We start from the raw sequence: 14,659 nt of genomic DNA, 5'->3' as shown, positions 1-14,659 counted from the left end.
CTCAACCCTCGCTTTCAGCAACGCTTTCACCCGCAGGCGCCTCTTCCACCGGCTCGGCCAGCGTGGCGGCGATGTACTCCACCGGCAGCCGGTGCAGCCGGGCCAGGTCGGCCACGGTGTGCCCCTGGGCCTGCTGGGCCTGCAGCGTTTCCAGCCAGCCCAGCAGGCCCGTGCTCAGCGAGCGCCCGGCCTTCTCGCCCTCGCGGGTCTCGAAGCCCTGTTCCACGTCGTACTTGTTGGCGTAGCCGCGCGGCGTGACCATCAGCCCGTGGCTGATGAAAGTGGCGCTGTTGCCTATGAGCACGGTGCTGAGCATGCCGATGTCGCACTCGGCCATCTTGTCCAGCGTGGTGAACTCGATGTGCTGGCGCCGCCGGTAGGCGCTCTTGACCACGGCCACCGGCGTGTCGGGGCGGCGGTGGCGCAGGAACAGGCGCTGCGCCTCCACGATCTGGCGCGTGCGCCGGCCGCTCTTGGGGTTGTAGAGCGCCACCACGAAGTCGGCATAGGCCACGGCGTCCAGGCGGCGGGCGATCACGGGCCAGGGCGTGAGCAAGTCGCTCAGCGAGATGGCGCAGAAGTCGTGCGTCAGCGGCGCGCCCACCAGCGCGGCGCAGGCGTTGAGCGCCGAGGCGCCGGGAATGATTTCGAGCTGCACCGGGTCGTCCGGCGTCCAGCCGGCCTGGAACAGCACCTCGTAGGTCGGCCCGGCCATGCCGTAGACGCCCGCGTCGCCGGAGGAGATGAGCGCCACCTTCTTGCCCGCGCGCGCGGCCTCCAGCGCGTGGACGGCGCGGTCCAGCTCTTCCGTCATGCCCTTGCGCACGACTTCCTTGCCTTCGAGCAGGTCGGCCACCAGCTTGATGTAGGTGACGTAGCCCACCACCACGTCGGCCTCGGCGATGGCCGCGCGCGCGCGCTGCGTCATGTGCTCCACGCTGCCCGGGCCTATGCCCACCAGCATGATCTTGCCCGCGGGCGCGGCGGCAGGGGCTTCGCCGACGGCGCCGGCGGTGTCGATTGAGGTCATGGCTGTTCCATCCTTGATGCGATGCGCGCCACCGACACGGTGGCGTTGCGGCCGTGCGGGCCGCGGTGCTTGTGTTTCTCGACCAGCAGGGCCTGCATGCCGGCACCGGCGGCCAGCAGCGCCGCCGCCTCGCTCACCGAGGGCGTGCCGGTATAGCGGCGCACCGTCTCCGACGGGTTGGGCACGGGCACCGCCGCCAGCTCGGCCGGCGTGTGGAAGCGCAGCGTCCAGCCGTGCTTGCGGGCCAGGGCGAGCAGGCCGGCCTCGTCGGCCTTGAGGTCTATGCTGGCGGCGGCGGCCACGTCGGCCCAGTCGGCGCCTATGGAGGCCAGCGCCTGCGACACGGCCTCTTCTATCGTCTCCATGGGCGTGCCGCGGTCGCAGCCCAGGCCCAAGGCCACGGGGCCCGTCATGCCGCCGCGCCTTGCAGCGGCGGGCGGTACACCACCAGCCGCTCCTGCAGTTGCGCCCACAACGCGGCGGGCACCTCGCGCTGCGTCACCCACAGCACGGCGGCGAAGCGCGAGAGGTCCACGTCCTCTAAGCGGTTGAAGCGGTGGATGCTGGCGGGCAGCGGCGTGGGCCGCGTCCACCAGTGCGGGCTGCCCGCCTCCTGGACGAAAGCGATGGGCTCGCCGTTGACCACGTGGGCCGACACGCGCGTGACGTTGAGCTTGGGCGCCTCCACGCGCCAGCCCAGCTCGCGGCCCAGGATGTCCACGGGAATGGTTTTACCAACGTCCGAGGCCGTGGTGACCACCGCCGTGGCGCCCAGCAGCGCGGCCACTTCCTCGGCGCAGGCGTTGGCGCCGCCGACGTGGCCGGAGAGCACGGGGATGACGAAGCGGCCCGCGTCGTCCACCACCGTGACGCCCGGGTCCTCGTCCTTGGATTTCAGGTGCGGCGCGATCAGCCGCACCACCGCGCCCAGCGACACGAAGAACACGAGCTGGTCGTAGCCCTCGAAGAGGGCCGCGATCTCGTCGCGCAGCGCGCCCGCGTAGGCGCGCACGGGGTTGGCCAGGCCGGCAAAGGCGGGCGCGAACTTCTCGCTGCACACCACGTGGGCCAGCGGCAGCCGGGCGGCGAGGTCGGCCGCCTGCTGCGCGCCGTGCTTGGTGATGGCGACGATGGCCAGGCGCGGATCGGTACTGCTCATTCTTCGGTGCTTTCGGTGATGGCGGGTTCGAGAGCGGGGCTGCTCTTCTTGAGGCAGCCGCGCACGCGTTCGCCGCGCACGCGGTGCGGGTGGTGCACCAGCATCAGCGACAGGTAGCTCACCTTCTGGCCGCGCAGCGCCAGCAGCGTTTCGCCGCGGAAGACGCGCTCGTCCGGCGCGCCGCAGCGCTCGATGAAGGCGGCGCCGGCCAGCAGGTCTCGGCGCTGCAGCCAGTCCAGCAGCTCGTCCATGAGCGGCTTGACCTTCATGAGCACCAGCGTGTCGAAGTCCTGCAGCAGCCGGTCCACGGCCGCGATGCCGTAGGCGGCGGGGACGATGGCGACGGTGTCGTCCTGCTCGGCGAGCGGCCGGCCCAGCGTGGCCGCCGACGCCGTGAAGGCGTTGACGCCGGCGAGGGTGTGCACCTCCACGCCCGGCTCCAGCGAGCGCACCGTGCGCGCGAGGTGGCCGAAGGTGGCGTAGGTGCTGGCGTCGCCTTCCACCAGGAACAGCACGTCCTGCCCGGCGCGCAGGGCAGGCAGCACGGCCTCGGCCGCGCGATGCCAGCTGCGCACGAGCTTTTCCTCGTCGTGCGTCATGGGGAAGAGCAGCGCCAGATGGCCTTGCGGCGCCTCCAGCCCGGCGCGCTGGACGATGTCGAAGGCGTAGCTGGGCGTCTTGGTGCTGCGCGTGGGGTAGGTCCACAGCGCGTCGCGGCGCTGCAGTTGCGCCCAGGCGGCGCGGGTGATGAGGCCCGGGTCGCCCGGGCCCAGGCTCACGCCCATGAGGCGGCCCAGCGGCGCCGTGTGCAGTGCTTCGGTCATGCGGCGTCTCCGCGTTGTGCGCACACGATCCACACCGGGTTCTCGGCCGCCATGCGGTGCATGTGCAGGATGGGCTTGCTGCGCGAGGCCTGCAGCATCACCACGTCCCAGGCGGCCCCGGCGGCGCGCAGCGCCTCGGTGGCGGTGGCCAGGTTTTCCAGGGTCACGAAGTTCATCACCAGCGTGCCGCCCGGTTTCAGGCGGCGCAGGCACAGCGCGATGAGCTCGGTGAGCTCGCCGCCGGAGCCGCCGATGAAGACGGCATCGGGGTCGAGCCAGCCGTCCAGATGCTCGGGCGCCTTGCCGTGCACCAGCGTGTGGTTGGACAGCCTGAAGGCCTCGCGGTTGCGCCCGGCAATGGCGAAGTCCTCGGCGTTCTTTTCAATCGCGTAGACGTGGCCGGCGGGGCACAGCCGTGCCGCCTCCAGGCCCACGGAGCCGGAGCCCGCGCCTATGTCCCAGACGATGCTATCCTCGCGCAACTGCAGCCGTGCCAGCGACACGGCGCGCACCTCGTGCTTGGTGATCAGGCCTTTATCTGGCTGGCGTTGCTGGAAGCTCGCGTCCGGCAGGCCGAAGCGCACGGCAGGCGCGGCGCGCCCGGTGCGCCACAGCAGCAGCACGTTGGGGTCGGCAAAGCGGTGGTTCGCTGCCTCCGCAACGCTCATGCCCGTGACGATGCGCTCGCCCGGCTGCAGCAGCCGCTCCGCCACGGCCAACTGAAAGTCGTCTTGCAACCCTTCGGCCAGCAACAGCCGCGCCACGCGGTCCGGCGTGTTGTCGGGGCTGGTGAGCACGGCCAGGCGGTCGTGGCGGCGCAGCGCCTGAGTCAATGCGTACAGGCCGTGGCGTGGGTCGGCGCCCGTGAACCATTCGCCGGCGTCCTTGGCGTGGATGCTGGCGATCTTGAGGTCCTGCCACACCAGGCCGACGCGGGCGCAGGCGAGCTGGATGGTGGACAGGTTGGGCAACACCTCGATGGCCTCCAGGCACAGCCGCATGGCCAGGTAGCCGGCGATGCCGTGGCACAGCGGGTCGCCCGTGGCCAGCACCACGCAGCGCTGACCGGCGGCCTGCGCTGCGCGCACGTCCTCCACCACGGCCGACAGCGCGCTCAGCTCGCGGCGCTCGGCCTCGGGGTTGAGGCGCGCTTCCAGCAGCGCCAGGGTGCGCCGCGCGCCAATCACCACGTCGGCCTGCGCCAGCGCCTGGAGCGCCACGGCGTTGAGGCTGGCCGCGCCGTCGTCCAGCACGCCGACGATGCGGCAGCGCGGCGGACGGTTTTTCACTTCATCCAGCATGGGACGATGCCTCCGCAATCTTCTTCCCGTCGAAATCGCACACCAGCACGTCCAGCCGGAAGCGGCCGGGGTAGCGCTGCATCACGGTGTCCACCACGGCCCGCGCCAGCGCGGTGTGGAAGGCTTCCAGGAGCCCAAGCGCCTGCATGCGCTCGGCCGCGAAGCGGGCCGTTTCGGCGGCGGCAATGGCGGCGCACTCCTGGGCAGGCGCCCCTATGCCCGCGGCCAGGCGGGCCAGCAACGCGGTGTCCACCTCCGCGCGGTTGGCGTGGGTGATGGTCTCGCCCTGGGCGATCTTGGTGAGCTTGCCCACCATGCCGCCGATGACCACGCGCGGCAGCTGAGCCTTCTGCGCCGCGTCCAGCGCGTAGCGCAGGAAGTCGCCCATCTGCACGAAGCAGGCTTCCGGCAACTGCGGCAACTGCTCCATGGCGAACTTCTCGGTGCGCCCGCCCGTGGTCAGCACCACGGCGCCGGCACCGGTGGTGGCCGCCACCTCCACGCCCTGGACCACGCTGGCGCGGTAGGCCGCCGTGCTGTAGGGCTTGACGATGCCCGTGGTGCCCAGGATGGAGATGCCGCCCAGGATGCCCAGGCGGGCGTTGAGCGTCTTCCTGGCCATCTCCACGCCCTGCGGCACGGAGATGGTCACGCGCAGCCCGTCGCGCGCCAGCAGCGCGGCGCCGGCTTCGCGCACGTTGTCCTCGATGTTCTGGCGCGGCACGGGGTTGATGGCCGGGCCACCCACTTCCAGGCCCAGGCCCGGCATGGTCACCGTGCCCACGCCAAAGCCGCCGCGCAGCTCGAAGCGGCCGGCCTGGCCAGGCAGCCGCTGCACGTCGGCGGTGAGGTGGGCGCCGTCGGTGCAGTCCGGGTCGTCGCCCGCGAACTTCACGACCATGGCGTGGGCGCTGTCGCCGTCGCAGCGGCCGTCGTGCACGGCAAAGCGCACGCGCTGCCCGTTGGGCAGCAGCGATTCCATCTCCGCCGGCACTTCGCCGGTGGCCAGGCCTTCCACCGCGGCGCGCGCGGCGGCGGCCGAGCAGGCGCCGGTGGTGAAGCCGGTGCGAGTGCCGCGCTTGACGGTCTTTTCCATCATGGCCGTGCTCTCCTGCGCGCGCCCGTGCCCGTCAGGCCACTTGGGCCGTTCGGGCCGTTTGGGCCGCGCGCTGGCGCGCCTCGGCCAGGGCCAGCAGCGCGTGTATGGCGGCCACCACCAGCGTGGAGCCACCCTTGCGGCCGCGAATCACGATCCAGGGCACGTCCTGCAGCGTGGCCATCAGGTCCTTGGACTCGGCCGCGGAGACGAAACCCACCGGCATGCCCACCACCAGCGCCGGGCGCTGCCCTTCCTCGCGGATCAGGCGCACCAGCTCGATCAGCGCCGTGGGCGCGTTGCCTATGCCCACGATGGCGCCCTGCAGCAGCCCCAGGCGCGCGGCCTTGCGCATGGCCTGCACGGCGCGCGTGGTGTCCTGCGCCTTGGCGGCATCGATCACGTCCGGGTCGCTGATGAACTGGTGCGTGCGCACCCCGAAGTGGGCCAGGCGGGGTTGCGACAGGCCGGAGCAGATCATCTCCACGTCGGCCACCAGCGGTGCGCCGCCGCGCAGCAGGGCCTGGATGCCGGCCTCCACCGCGCCGGGATGGAAGTCGGTGAGGCCGTTGAACTCGAAGTCCGCGTTGGCGTGGATCATGCGGCGCACGATGGGCCATTGCTCGGCCGCATAGGCGTGCGGCCCCGCTTCGGCGTCGATGATGGCGAAGCTGTCGTGCTCTATGGCCTGCCCGGCGCGCGTGAGCTGCTCGGTGACGGTGTTGACCGTGCTCATGCCGGCACCCCGGCGTGCCCGTGGTGGTGATCGTGGTCATGCGCGTGGCCGTGCACATGGACGACCTGCTCATGCGCCTGGGGGTGCGCATGCGCGTGCGCCTCGGCCGGCTGCGGCGCATGCGTGTGCTCGTGCGAGTGGCCGTGGCCCAGGTCGTGGGCGACTTCGCGGTAGCGGCAGCCGTCGCAGGCGAGCTTCGCCTGCGGCGTGCCGTTGCGCAGGTCGGCCACGCGCTGCTCCAGCAACTCGAAAATCTCTTTCTCGAAGCCGAAGTGCTCCGAGCACGCGAAGCGCAGCTGCGGGTACTGCGCGCGCAGGTGCTCCACCTGGCGGTGGATGCGCTGCATCAGCGTGCCGGTGTAGAGGTAGTAGGGCAGCACCACGATCTGGCGCATGCCCAGCAGCGCCTGGCGCTGCACCACGCGCTCCAGGCGCGGCCAGGTGATGCCGGTGAAGGCCAGATCTATCAACTCGTGGTCGCCTTCCTCCATCAGCCAGCGCGCCATCTTGGCCATGTCGCCGTTGGCCGCGCGGTCGGAGGAGCCCCGTCCCAGCACGATCACGCCGGTGGTGGTCGGGTCGGGCATGTCCAGCGCCGACATGGCCTTGCGCAGCCGGCGCTTGAGGATGGCAAGAATCGGGTCGCAGGCCGTGAGGTGCGGGCCGTAGAGGAACTCCACGCCGGGGCAGTGCTCGCGGGCGTGCTCTATGGCCTCGGGAATCTCCATCTTCACGTGCCCGGCGGCATTGAGGATGAGCGGCAGCACCAGCACACGCGACGATCCTTTCGCCGCGGCCAGCAGGCCGTCGTGCAGCGAGGGCGGGGCGAACTCGATGAAGCAGACTTCGATGCGCCAGCCGGGCTGGCGCGCGCGCCAGAGCTCCACGAACTCGCGGATCTCCTGGTTGCCGCTGTCTTCGCGCGAGCCGTGGCCCACGAGCAGGATGGTGTCGGTCATGGGGCCTCCGGGGCCGGTGCGGCGGGCTCGGTGGCGCGCCGGAAACGATGGGTGAAACTGGGGTCGTACAGGCGCGAGCGCGTGAGCTCAGGCCACTGCCGCGAGCCCAGCGTGGGGCTGGCGATGACCATGGCCTGGCTGACGATGCCGGCGTCGCGGCACAGTTGCTTGATGGTGGCCAGCGTGCCGCGGACGATGCGCTCCTCGCCCGGCCAGCTCGCCTTGTGCACCACCAGCACCGGCGCGTCCTCGCTCCAGCCCGCGGCGCGCAGCCCGGCTTCGACCTTGTGCAGCAGCGTGATGGACAGGAAAATGCACAGCGTGCAGCGGTGCGCGGCCAGCTCGCGCAGCGACTCGCCCGCGGGCATGGGCGTGCGCCCCTCCACGCGGGTGAAGATGGTGGTCTGCGTGACCTCCGGCAGCGTGAAGGTCTCCACGGCCGCGGCCGCCGAGGCCATGGCCGAGGACACGCCCGGCACCACCGCCACCGGGATGCCCGCCGCGTCCAGCGGCTGCACCATCTCGATGAGCGTGCCGTACAGCGCCGGGTCGCCGGTCTGCAGCCGCACCACCGTCTGGTGGCGGGCGGCGCGCTCGATAAGCCACGCCGCCATCTGCTCCATCGTCATGTCCTTGCTGTCGGCGATCTCGCAACCGGCCGGTGCCCAGCGCGTGGCGGCCTCGTTGACGAGGGAACCGGCGAACAGGATGGCGCCGGCGCGCTCGATGAGCGAGCGGCCCTTGACGGTGATGAGCTCGGGGTCGCCGGGGCCGGCACCCACGAACCAGACGGTGCCGGGCAGGGTCGCTGCGTTCATGGCCATGGGATCAGGCGGCGGCCGTCAGGCGCTCGTCCAGGCAGGCGCGGGCCCAGGCCTGCTCGCGCACGGTGGCGGCCAGGCGCACCAGGCCGAACGTGAACACCGGCTCCAGCGCGGCCACGCTCACGTAGGAGGCGGCGAACATCGCCCAGTCGGAGAGCGCCGTGGCCTGTTCGCCCAGGGCCAGCCAGAAGCCCACCATCAGCGTCACGCCGGCGTAGTAGGCGGCGTCCAGGCGCACGATGCGGCCCAGGCGCTGCGCGGCGGCGCTGCCCATGGTGTGGTGCACCACCATCAGCGGGACGATCAGCGACAGGGCGTTGACGGCCAGGTGCACGAGGTCCTGCGGCTCGAACAGCAGGCCCTGCAGCAGCAGTCCGGCGGCAAAGCCGAAGAGCGTGGGCAGGTAGCCCAGCAGCAAGTACATGGGCATGGCGCCGATGAGGTGCAGCTCCGACGGGCCGGCCTTCATGTGAAAGCTTTGCATCAGCACCGAGAAGAACACCGCGGCCAGCGCCGTGCGCAGCCACAGCGCGGGCTTCTTGAGCAGCGCGGGGGCATGGGCCGCCAGCACCGCCACGGCGGCGGCATTGGCGAACATGAGCTTGCCTTGGGCCAGCAGGCCGGGTTCTATGTGCATGGGTTTTCCTCTCTGTGATGGGGACGGTGGCGGCTCAGGCGCCCAACACCCGGGCCACCGCGCCGGGGTTGGAAGGGAAGTAGGCGTGGAAGTAGCTGGCCGTGAGCCGGCCCACGCGGTACACGGCTTCAGCGGCGCGTCCGCCAGTGGGCGAGACGCCGCGCACCAGCGGCGCCAGCGGCGTTTCCAGCGTCGAGTAATGGAAGCTGTGCCCGCGCAACTCGCCCTCGGGCATGGCCACCGACTGCATGCCCAGCGCCTGCAGCCGCGGCTTCATGACGGCTTCGCCAGGCAGCAGGCCGGCCATGGCGTGGCGCTGGCCCTGGGCGTCGGTCAGCGCGTCGGTGAGCACCAGCATGCCGCCGCACTCGGCCAGCATGGGCTTCTGCGCCGCTTGATGCGTGCGCAACGCCTGCATGAAGCCGGACCGCTGCGACAGCGCCGCCGCATGCAGCTCCGGGTAGCCGCCGGGCAGCCACAGCGCGTCGCAGTCCGGCACCGCGTCGCCGGCCAGGGGAGAGAAAAAGGCCAGCGCCGCGCCCAGCGCGCGCAGGGTGTCCAGGTTGGCGGGGTAGATAAAGCTGAACGCCTCGTCGCGCGCGATGGCGATGCGGTGCCCGCGCAGCAGCGGCGGCACGGGTTCTTCCGGCTCGGCCTCGAAGCGCACCGGCGCCGCGCTGAAACCGGCGCCGCCGGCCGCGGCCCAGGCGTCGGCCCAGCGCTCCAGGCGGGCATCCAGGTCCGGCAGCTCGGCCGCCTGCACCAGGCCCAGGTGGCGCTCCGGCAGGGCCAGCGCCTCGTCCCGGGGCAGGGCGGCCAGCAGCGGCAAGTGGGCGGGCAGCGACTCGCGCAGCATGTCCGCGTGACGCGCGCCGCCAATGGCGTTGGCGATGACGCCCGCCATGCGCATGTCCGCACGGTAAGTCGCCAGGCCGTGGGCCAGCGCGCCAAAGGTCTGCGCCATGGCGCCGGCCTTGATGACGGCCACCACCGGCAAGCCGAAGGCCGCGGCCAGGTCGGCGCTGCTGGGCGTGCCGTCGTACAGGCCCATCACGCCCTCGACCAGGATCAGGTCCGCCTCGCGCGCCGCCGCATGCAGCAGCGCGCGGCAGTGCGCCAGCCCGCCCATGAACAGGTCGAGCTGCTGCACCGGGTGGCCGCTGGCGCGCTCCAGCAGCATGGGGTCTATGAAGTCGGGGCCGGTCTTGAAGACGCGCACGCGCTTGCCTTGGCGCACGGCATGGCGCGCGATGGCCGCGGTGACGCTGGTCTTGCCCTGGCCCGACGCCGGGGCGCCCAGCAGCAGCGCCGGGCACATGGCGTGGCGGGATGCGGAGGCGGGCGCCGCGCAAGGATCACCCAGGGTTGCGTGCGAAACGCCATCTGCGCCCAAGGGGCACGACGAGAGGGACATGGAACCGCGAAGGCTTGACGCCAGGTCCCGCTTCCCCGCAGGCCCCGAGCTCATATGCCGCGCCTGCTTGCGGCAGGGGCGGCGCCTTGTTGGCCGGTATCCGGGCTGGCGGCGCGACCGGCGGACCCTTCCCAGAAGACGACGTCCTCCAGTGGGCGAGAGCCGGTTGAGGTGTGTGGACACCTCGGCCGTTGACCGTTGCGGGGGCAGCTCAGGCTGGGGTGCCGCGAAGCGGCGGCCCTTCCTGATTCCCGTTTAACCGGGTCGGCAGAGCGCCGACCCGAGCACCAACGACGCGCATTCTAATGACAAGCGTGGCGTGTTCCTCACCCCAGCGGTGCCCGGATGTGAGCTGCGTCAGGGCGCGCCCGGGCCAGCGGCTAAAATTGGGCGTTTGTTGGTGCCTGTTGGCGGCCCGCCGGCCGCGGCGGTTCAACGGGAATCAGGAAGGGCGCGCCGCCGGCCTGGAAGGCCGTGGTTGTGCCCTCAACCTGGGCTGCCCCCGCAACGGTCAGCGGACGCAGGGCGGGGCGGCTGCCCTGTCCCTGCGCCCCGGCATCGGCCACTGGGCCCTTTCTTGCTTGGACGGCACGTGCCGCGGGCCTGGGAAGGCCGCAGGGCCTGCCGCTGCCGGCCCGGATACCGGCCAACAAGGGGACGCGGCGCGTTGGTGCGCCGTGCCGTTTGAAGTTCGTTGCCGCGGGGAAGCGGTGGCGCATGCCTTGCCGTCAAAGTTTTTCATGACCCTTTCCCGCCACAGCAGTGCCCTCCCCCCGGCGGGTCGCCATGAGCTCATCCTGGGCGGCGCCAAGAGCGGCAAGTCGCGCACGGCCGAGCTGCGCGCCGCCGCCTGGCTGGCCGCCGCGCCGGGCCGCGAGGCCACGCTCATCGCCACGGCGCTGGCGGGCGACGAGGAAATGGCCGAGCGCATACGCCGCCACCAGGCCGAGCGTGCCGCGCGCGTGGACGCGCTGCGCACCGTCGAGGCGCCGCTGGACCTGCCCGGCGCCTTGCGCATCCATGCCCACCCCGAGCGGCTGCTGGTGGTGGACTGCCTCACGCTCTGGCTCACCCAATGCCTGCTGCCGCCCGCGGGCGACGGCCTGGACAAGGCCGGCTGGGCTGCATGTGAAGCCCAGTTGCTGGCCGCCTTGCGCGACAGCGCGTCGCCCGTGGTGCTGGTGTCCAACGAAATCGGCTTGGGCGTGATGCCCATGTCGCGCGAGGCCCGCGCCTGCGTCGATGCGCTGGGCCTGCTGCACCAGCGCGTGGCCGCGCTGTGCGAGCGCGTCACGTTGATGGTGGCGAGCTGCGAGCTGCGGGTGAAGGGCGCCCAATGAACGCCGCCCAAATGAAACCCGCCTCGATGCGGCGCGCCGTGCTGGCCGCCCTGGCGGCGCTCACCCTGGCGCTGCCCGCCTTCGGCCAGTCTTTTGCGCTGCGCGACGACCGCGGGGTGCAGCTGCACTTTGCCGCGCCGCCGCAGCGCATCGTCACGCTGCTGCCCTCGCTTACCGAAAGCATTTGGGCCCTGGGCGGCGGCGCCCGCCTGGTGGGCGTGGACCGCTACTCCAACTGGCCCCGCGACGTCGAGAAGCTGCCGCACCTGGGCGGGCTGGAGGACGCGCAGATCGAAGCCATCGTGGTGCTCAAGCCGGACGTGGTGCTGGCCTCCACCTCCGCGCGCGCGCTGGACCGGCTGGAGGCGCTGGGCGTGCGCGTGCTGCGCCTGCGCTCGGAAAGCCATGCCGACGTGCGCCGCACCCTGGAGCTGCTGGCCCGGCTGCTGGGCACGCCCGCCGAGGGCGAGCAACTGTGGGCGCGGCTGGAACGCGAGATGGACGCCGCCGCGGCCCGCGTGCCGGCGTCCCTGCGCGGCCAGCGCGTCTACTTCGAGGTGGAAGGTGGCCCCTACACCGCGGGCACCGCCTCCTTCATCGGCCAGACGCTGGCGCGGCTGGGCGTGGGCAACATCGTCCCGGCGGACATGGGCCCCTTTCCCAAGCTCAACCCGGAATTCGTCGTCCGCGCCCAACCCGCCGTGGTGATGGGCGTGCCGCGGGAGATGGCCGGCCTGGCCCAGCGTCCGGGCTGGGGCATGCTGGCCGCGCTGCGCGAAGGCCGCGTCTGCGGCTTCGACACCGCGCAGTACGACGTGCTCATCCGCCCCGGCCCCCGCTTGGGCGAGGCCGCCGGCCTGCTGGCCGACTGCCTGGCGCGCGTTGGGCGCAAGTGACCATGGCCGTGTTCAACCTCAAGGCCCGGCCCGCCCAGCCCGCACCGGACGACGCCGCGCGGCGCCGCCGCGGCCTGGCCTGCGCGCTGGCGCTGCTGCTGGTGCTGGGCCTGCTCGCGGGCCTGGCCAGCGGCAGCGACGGCTTCTCGCCCGGCGCCCTGTTCGAAGACCTGGCCGGCGGCCAGGCCGCGCTGATCGTGGGCGAGATCCGCCTGCCCCGCACCGTGGGCGCCGCCCTCGTGGGCGCACTGCTCGGTTTGGGTGGGGCCCTCGCGCAGGGGCTGTTCCGCAACCCGCTGGCCGATCCCTATCTGTTGGGCTCCTCGGCCGGCGCCGGCCTGAGCGTGGTAGCTGTGCTGGCCGCCGCCTCCGTGGGCGGCGCCAGCGTGAGCATGGCCACCGTCGCCTGGCTGGAGCGCGTGGGCATGGTGGTGGCCGCCTTCGTGGGCGCGCTGGGGGGCGCGGCGCTCACGCTGTCGCTGGCGCGCGGCGCGCTGCACACCACGCGGCTGCTGTTGGGCGGCGTGGTCGTGTCGGTGCTGTTGGGCGCGGGCACCGACTTGCTCACCGTGATCAGCCCCGAGGCGCTGCGCGGCAGGCAGGCCTTCATCCTGGGCAGCACCAGTTTCCTGAGCCTGTCGTCCCTGCCGGTGCTGGGCCTGGGCCTGGCGCTGCTGCTGGCCATCGCGCTGCGCCGGGCGCGGGCGCTGGATGCGCTCACCTTGGGCGAGGACAGCGCCGCCAGCCTGGGGCTGGACCTGGCGCGCGTGCGCCTGGTGATGGTGGCGGTGATGAGCCTGGGCACGGCGCTGGCGGTATCGCAGGCCGGGCTGGTGGCCTTCGTCGGCCTGGTGGCGCCGCACCTGGTGCGCCGCCACGCGCCGGGGGCGCACCGCTGGATGCTGGCGGCCAGCGCCGCCATGGGCGCGGTGCTGCTGCTGCTGGCCGACGTCATCGCCCGCGCCGCCATCGCGCCGGAAGAGCTGCCCGTGGGCGTGGTCACCGCCGTGTTGGGCGGCCTCTACCTCTTTGCGCTGCTGCGCCGCCGGGGGCTGTCGTGACGGTGCTGATGCAAGTCAGCGGCCTGTCCGTGGCGCTGGGCGGGCGCCCCGTGCTGGACGGCGTGGACTTGTCCGTGCTGCCGGGCTGGACGGCCATCGTGGGGCCCAACGGCGCGGGCAAGTCCACGCTGCTGCGCACCTTGGCCGGCCTGCAGGTGCCGCAGGCCGGCACGGTGGAGTTGCAGGGCCGCAGCGTGCACCGCATGCACGTGGTGGAGCGGGCGCGGCACCTGGCCTGGCTGGCGCAGCAGGGCCATACCACGGGCGAGCTGACCGTGCGCGAGACGGTGGGGCTGGGCCGCATCGCGCAATTGGGCCTGCTGGGCACGCCCGGGCCGGCCGATGCCGCCGTGGTGGCGCAGGCCATGGCGCTGACCGAGTGCGCCGAGTGGGCGCAGCGGCGGCTGCAGCAGCTCTCCGGCGGCGAGCGCCAGCGCGTGCTGCTGGCGCGTGCCCTGGCCACCGAGGCGCCGCTGCTGCTGCTGGACGAGCCCACCACGCACCTGGACGCGCCGCACCAGGTGGCGCTGGCGCGGCTGTTCGACCACCTGGCGCGCGACAGCGTGCAGCCGCGCAGCATCGTCACGGTGCTCCACGACCTGCCCATCGCGCTGCGCGCCGACCGCGTGATCGTCCTGGCCGCCGGCCGCGTCGTCACCCAGGGCGCGCCGTTCGAGGCCGGCGTGCGGCGCGCGCTGGAAGAGGTCTTCCAGGGCGCCATACGCATAGAAGTGGACGCGCGCGGACGCTCGCGGGTGGAGCTGGCGCTGGACGAGCCGCAGGCCTGAAGCCAATTCGTTCTCCACACTGAAACGACCTCGTCACACCCGCGCAGGCGGGTGTCCACGAGTACTGGGCAGCCTCCCGGCGTGCGTGGATGCCCGCCTTCGCGGGCATGACGGGAAAAATTCCAGCTTCGAACGAGAAATCGAATGAAGCGCCGCCGCGCTTGCTGAAAGCTCAGGCGCCGCGCGGCGCGGCGCCGTCCTGCGCCTTGCCGCGCCCCGTGCGCGCCTGCAGCTCGTCGATGCGCTGCGAGGCCTGCGCCTTGGTCAGCGTTTCGTCGAAGGGCTCCTTGGCCTCCTCGCTCAGCGTCTTCAGGTAGGACTTCTGCGCCCCCGTCATCGGCTCGTCGCCGGTGACCCAGTCCTGCGGGTCCTTTTGCATGTTGCTGTCGTCGGCTTCGCTCTGGACGTGCTTGTCGGTCATGGACATCTCCTGATGGCTGGATGGATGTCCAGTAGTCGGCAAGCAGCGTGCCGCTTCAAGGGCTCAGCGCCTAGCCGCCAGCGCGTTGTCCGCCGCGGGGAGCCAGCGCCCCTGGTCGCGCAGCCGAGCGCCGTCGAATCGCAGCCAGCTCTGCGCGCCGTAGTGGCGCAGCC

Annotated in this window: 16 protein-coding genes and 1 riboswitch; of the genes, 4 read left to right on the top strand and 12 right to left on the bottom strand. The window is 72.3% G+C overall.

Going from position 1 to position 14,659, the window contains the following annotated elements; all coding sequences use genetic code 11:
• Position 1: 1 nt before the first annotated feature.
• From cobJ to SM757_RS18180, 11 genes are read right to left on the bottom strand one after another with little or no spacing between them, the layout of a single operon-like run.
• Positions 2-1,030, bottom strand: coding sequence for a precorrin-3B C(17)-methyltransferase (gene cobJ, locus SM757_RS18230; RefSeq protein WP_322466586.1), 1,029 nt, complete (start codon positions 1,028-1,030; stop codon positions 2-4).
• Positions 1,027-1,443 (bottom strand): cobalamin biosynthesis protein, encoded by a 417-nt coding sequence (locus SM757_RS18225; RefSeq protein WP_322466585.1) that lies wholly within the window; start codon positions 1,441-1,443, stop codon positions 1,027-1,029. The genes cobJ and SM757_RS18225 overlap by 4 nt, the downstream gene beginning before the upstream one ends.
• Positions 1,440-2,189: a cobalamin biosynthesis central domain-containing protein gene (locus SM757_RS18220; RefSeq protein WP_322466584.1), complete on the bottom strand. Its 750-nt coding sequence runs from the start codon at positions 2,187-2,189 to the stop codon at positions 1,440-1,442. The genes SM757_RS18225 and SM757_RS18220 overlap by 4 nt, the downstream gene beginning before the upstream one ends.
• Complete coding sequence (cobI, locus tag SM757_RS18215; protein ID WP_322466583.1) at positions 2,186-3,013, bottom strand: precorrin-2 C(20)-methyltransferase; 828 nt, start codon at positions 3,011-3,013, stop codon at positions 2,186-2,188. The genes SM757_RS18220 and cobI overlap by 4 nt, the downstream gene beginning before the upstream one ends.
• The gene (cbiE, locus tag SM757_RS18210) at positions 3,010-4,314 is read right to left on the bottom strand and encodes a precorrin-6y C5,15-methyltransferase (decarboxylating) subunit CbiE (RefSeq protein WP_322466582.1); all 1,305 of its coding nucleotides are present in this window, start codon (positions 4,312-4,314) and stop codon (positions 3,010-3,012) included. The genes cobI and cbiE overlap by 4 nt, the downstream gene beginning before the upstream one ends.
• The gene (locus tag SM757_RS18205; protein WP_322466581.1) at positions 4,304-5,413 is read right to left on the bottom strand and encodes a cobalt-precorrin-5B (C(1))-methyltransferase; all 1,110 of its coding nucleotides are present in this window, start codon (positions 5,411-5,413) and stop codon (positions 4,304-4,306) included. Before SM757_RS18205 ends, cbiE begins: the two co-directional genes overlap by 11 nt.
• A gap of 31 nt (positions 5,414-5,444) precedes the next feature.
• A complete protein-coding gene (locus SM757_RS18200; protein WP_322466580.1) occupies positions 5,445-6,146 on the bottom strand; it encodes a precorrin-8X methylmutase in 702 nt (233 codons plus the stop codon).
• Positions 6,143-7,105: a sirohydrochlorin chelatase gene (locus tag SM757_RS18195; protein ID WP_322466579.1), complete on the bottom strand. Its 963-nt coding sequence runs from the start codon at positions 7,103-7,105 to the stop codon at positions 6,143-6,145. Before SM757_RS18195 ends, SM757_RS18200 begins: the two co-directional genes overlap by 4 nt.
• Entirely contained in the window at positions 7,102-7,923 is an 822-nt protein-coding gene (cobM, locus tag SM757_RS18190) for a precorrin-4 C(11)-methyltransferase (protein WP_322466578.1), read from the bottom strand. The genes SM757_RS18195 and cobM overlap by 4 nt, the downstream gene beginning before the upstream one ends.
• 10 nt (positions 7,924-7,933) lie before the next feature.
• On the bottom strand, positions 7,934-8,566 hold the full coding sequence (locus SM757_RS18185) for an energy-coupling factor ABC transporter permease (protein WP_066341424.1): 633 nt from the start codon (positions 8,564-8,566) through the stop codon (positions 7,934-7,936).
• Positions 8,567-8,600: 34 nt separating this feature from the next.
• Positions 8,601-9,884 carry a cobyrinate a,c-diamide synthase gene (locus SM757_RS18180; RefSeq protein ID WP_322466577.1) on the bottom strand — a complete coding sequence of 428 codons (1,284 nt, stop codon included), beginning with the start codon at positions 9,882-9,884 and terminating at the stop codon, positions 8,601-8,603.
• Between the two features lie 170 nt (positions 9,885-10,054).
• Positions 10,055-10,287, bottom strand: a riboswitch (cobalamin riboswitch).
• Between the two features lie 433 nt (positions 10,288-10,720).
• On the opposite strand from SM757_RS18180, the gene SM757_RS18175 reads away from it, so the two are divergent.
• Genes SM757_RS18175 through SM757_RS18160 form a run of 4 tightly spaced genes read left to right on the top strand, consistent with a single transcriptional unit; the run spans position 10,721 to position 14,065 of the window.
• Entirely contained in the window at positions 10,721-11,320 is a 600-nt protein-coding gene (locus tag SM757_RS18175; RefSeq protein ID WP_322466576.1) for a bifunctional adenosylcobinamide kinase/adenosylcobinamide-phosphate guanylyltransferase, read from the top strand.
• Positions 11,317-12,216 carry an ABC transporter substrate-binding protein gene (locus SM757_RS18170; protein ID WP_322466575.1) on the top strand — a complete coding sequence of 300 codons (900 nt, stop codon included), beginning with the start codon at positions 11,317-11,319 and terminating at the stop codon, positions 12,214-12,216. Before SM757_RS18175 ends, SM757_RS18170 begins: the two co-directional genes overlap by 4 nt.
• Positions 12,217-12,218: 2 nt before the next feature.
• Positions 12,219-13,277, top strand: a complete 1,059-nt coding sequence (locus SM757_RS18165; RefSeq protein ID WP_066341418.1) for a FecCD family ABC transporter permease — start codon at positions 12,219-12,221, stop codon at positions 13,275-13,277.
• A gap of 8 nt (positions 13,278-13,285) precedes the next feature.
• Complete coding sequence (locus SM757_RS18160; protein WP_066341454.1) at positions 13,286-14,065, top strand: ABC transporter ATP-binding protein; 780 nt, start codon at positions 13,286-13,288, stop codon at positions 14,063-14,065.
• A 172-nt stretch (positions 14,066-14,237) separates the two neighbouring features.
• On the opposite strand, the gene SM757_RS18155 is transcribed toward SM757_RS18160, so the two are convergent.
• Positions 14,238-14,486 (bottom strand): DUF3072 domain-containing protein, encoded by a 249-nt coding sequence (locus tag SM757_RS18155; protein WP_322466574.1) that lies wholly within the window; start codon positions 14,484-14,486, stop codon positions 14,238-14,240.
• Between the last annotated feature and the right edge of the window lie 173 nt (positions 14,487-14,659).

This window comes from Azohydromonas lata, assembly GCF_034427735.1.
Lineage (GTDB): Bacteria > Pseudomonadota > Gammaproteobacteria > Burkholderiales > Burkholderiaceae_C > Azohydromonas > Azohydromonas lata.
Note: the sequence above shows the minus strand (reverse complement) of the source record. Positions and strands in the feature narration are given on the sequence as shown.

Coding starts and splice junctions, on each gene's coding strand:
- cobJ (WP_322466586.1), bottom strand. CDS start 1,030: ATGACCTCAATCGACACCGCCGGCGCCGTCGGCGAAGCCCCTGCCGCC.
- SM757_RS18225 (WP_322466585.1), bottom strand. CDS start 1,443: ATGACGGGCCCCGTGGCCTTGGGCCTGGGCTGCGACCGCGGCACGCCC.
- SM757_RS18220 (WP_322466584.1), bottom strand. CDS start 2,189: ATGAGCAGTACCGATCCGCGCCTGGCCATCGTCGCCATCACCAAGCAC.
- cobI (WP_322466583.1), bottom strand. CDS start 3,013: ATGACCGAAGCACTGCACACGGCGCCGCTGGGCCGCCTCATGGGCGTG.
- cbiE (WP_322466582.1), bottom strand. CDS start 4,314: ATGCTGGATGAAGTGAAAAACCGTCCGCCGCGCTGCCGCATCGTCGGC.
- SM757_RS18205 (WP_322466581.1), bottom strand. CDS start 5,413: ATGATGGAAAAGACCGTCAAGCGCGGCACTCGCACCGGCTTCACCACC.
- SM757_RS18200 (WP_322466580.1), bottom strand. CDS start 6,146: ATGAGCACGGTCAACACCGTCACCGAGCAGCTCACGCGCGCCGGGCAG.
- SM757_RS18195 (WP_322466579.1), bottom strand. CDS start 7,105: ATGACCGACACCATCCTGCTCGTGGGCCACGGCTCGCGCGAAGACAGC.
- cobM (WP_322466578.1), bottom strand. CDS start 7,923: ATGAACGCAGCGACCCTGCCCGGCACCGTCTGGTTCGTGGGTGCCGGC.
- SM757_RS18185 (WP_066341424.1), bottom strand. CDS start 8,566: ATGCACATAGAACCCGGCCTGCTGGCCCAAGGCAAGCTCATGTTCGCC.
- SM757_RS18180 (WP_322466577.1), bottom strand. CDS start 9,884: ATGTGCCCGGCGCTGCTGCTGGGCGCCCCGGCGTCGGGCCAGGGCAAG.
- SM757_RS18175 (WP_322466576.1), top strand. CDS start 10,721: ATGACCCTTTCCCGCCACAGCAGTGCCCTCCCCCCGGCGGGTCGCCAT.
- SM757_RS18170 (WP_322466575.1), top strand. CDS start 11,317: ATGAACGCCGCCCAAATGAAACCCGCCTCGATGCGGCGCGCCGTGCTG.
- SM757_RS18165 (WP_066341418.1), top strand. CDS start 12,219: ATGGCCGTGTTCAACCTCAAGGCCCGGCCCGCCCAGCCCGCACCGGAC.
- SM757_RS18160 (WP_066341454.1), top strand. CDS start 13,286: ATGCAAGTCAGCGGCCTGTCCGTGGCGCTGGGCGGGCGCCCCGTGCTG.
- SM757_RS18155 (WP_322466574.1), bottom strand. CDS start 14,486: ATGACCGACAAGCACGTCCAGAGCGAAGCCGACGACAGCAACATGCAA.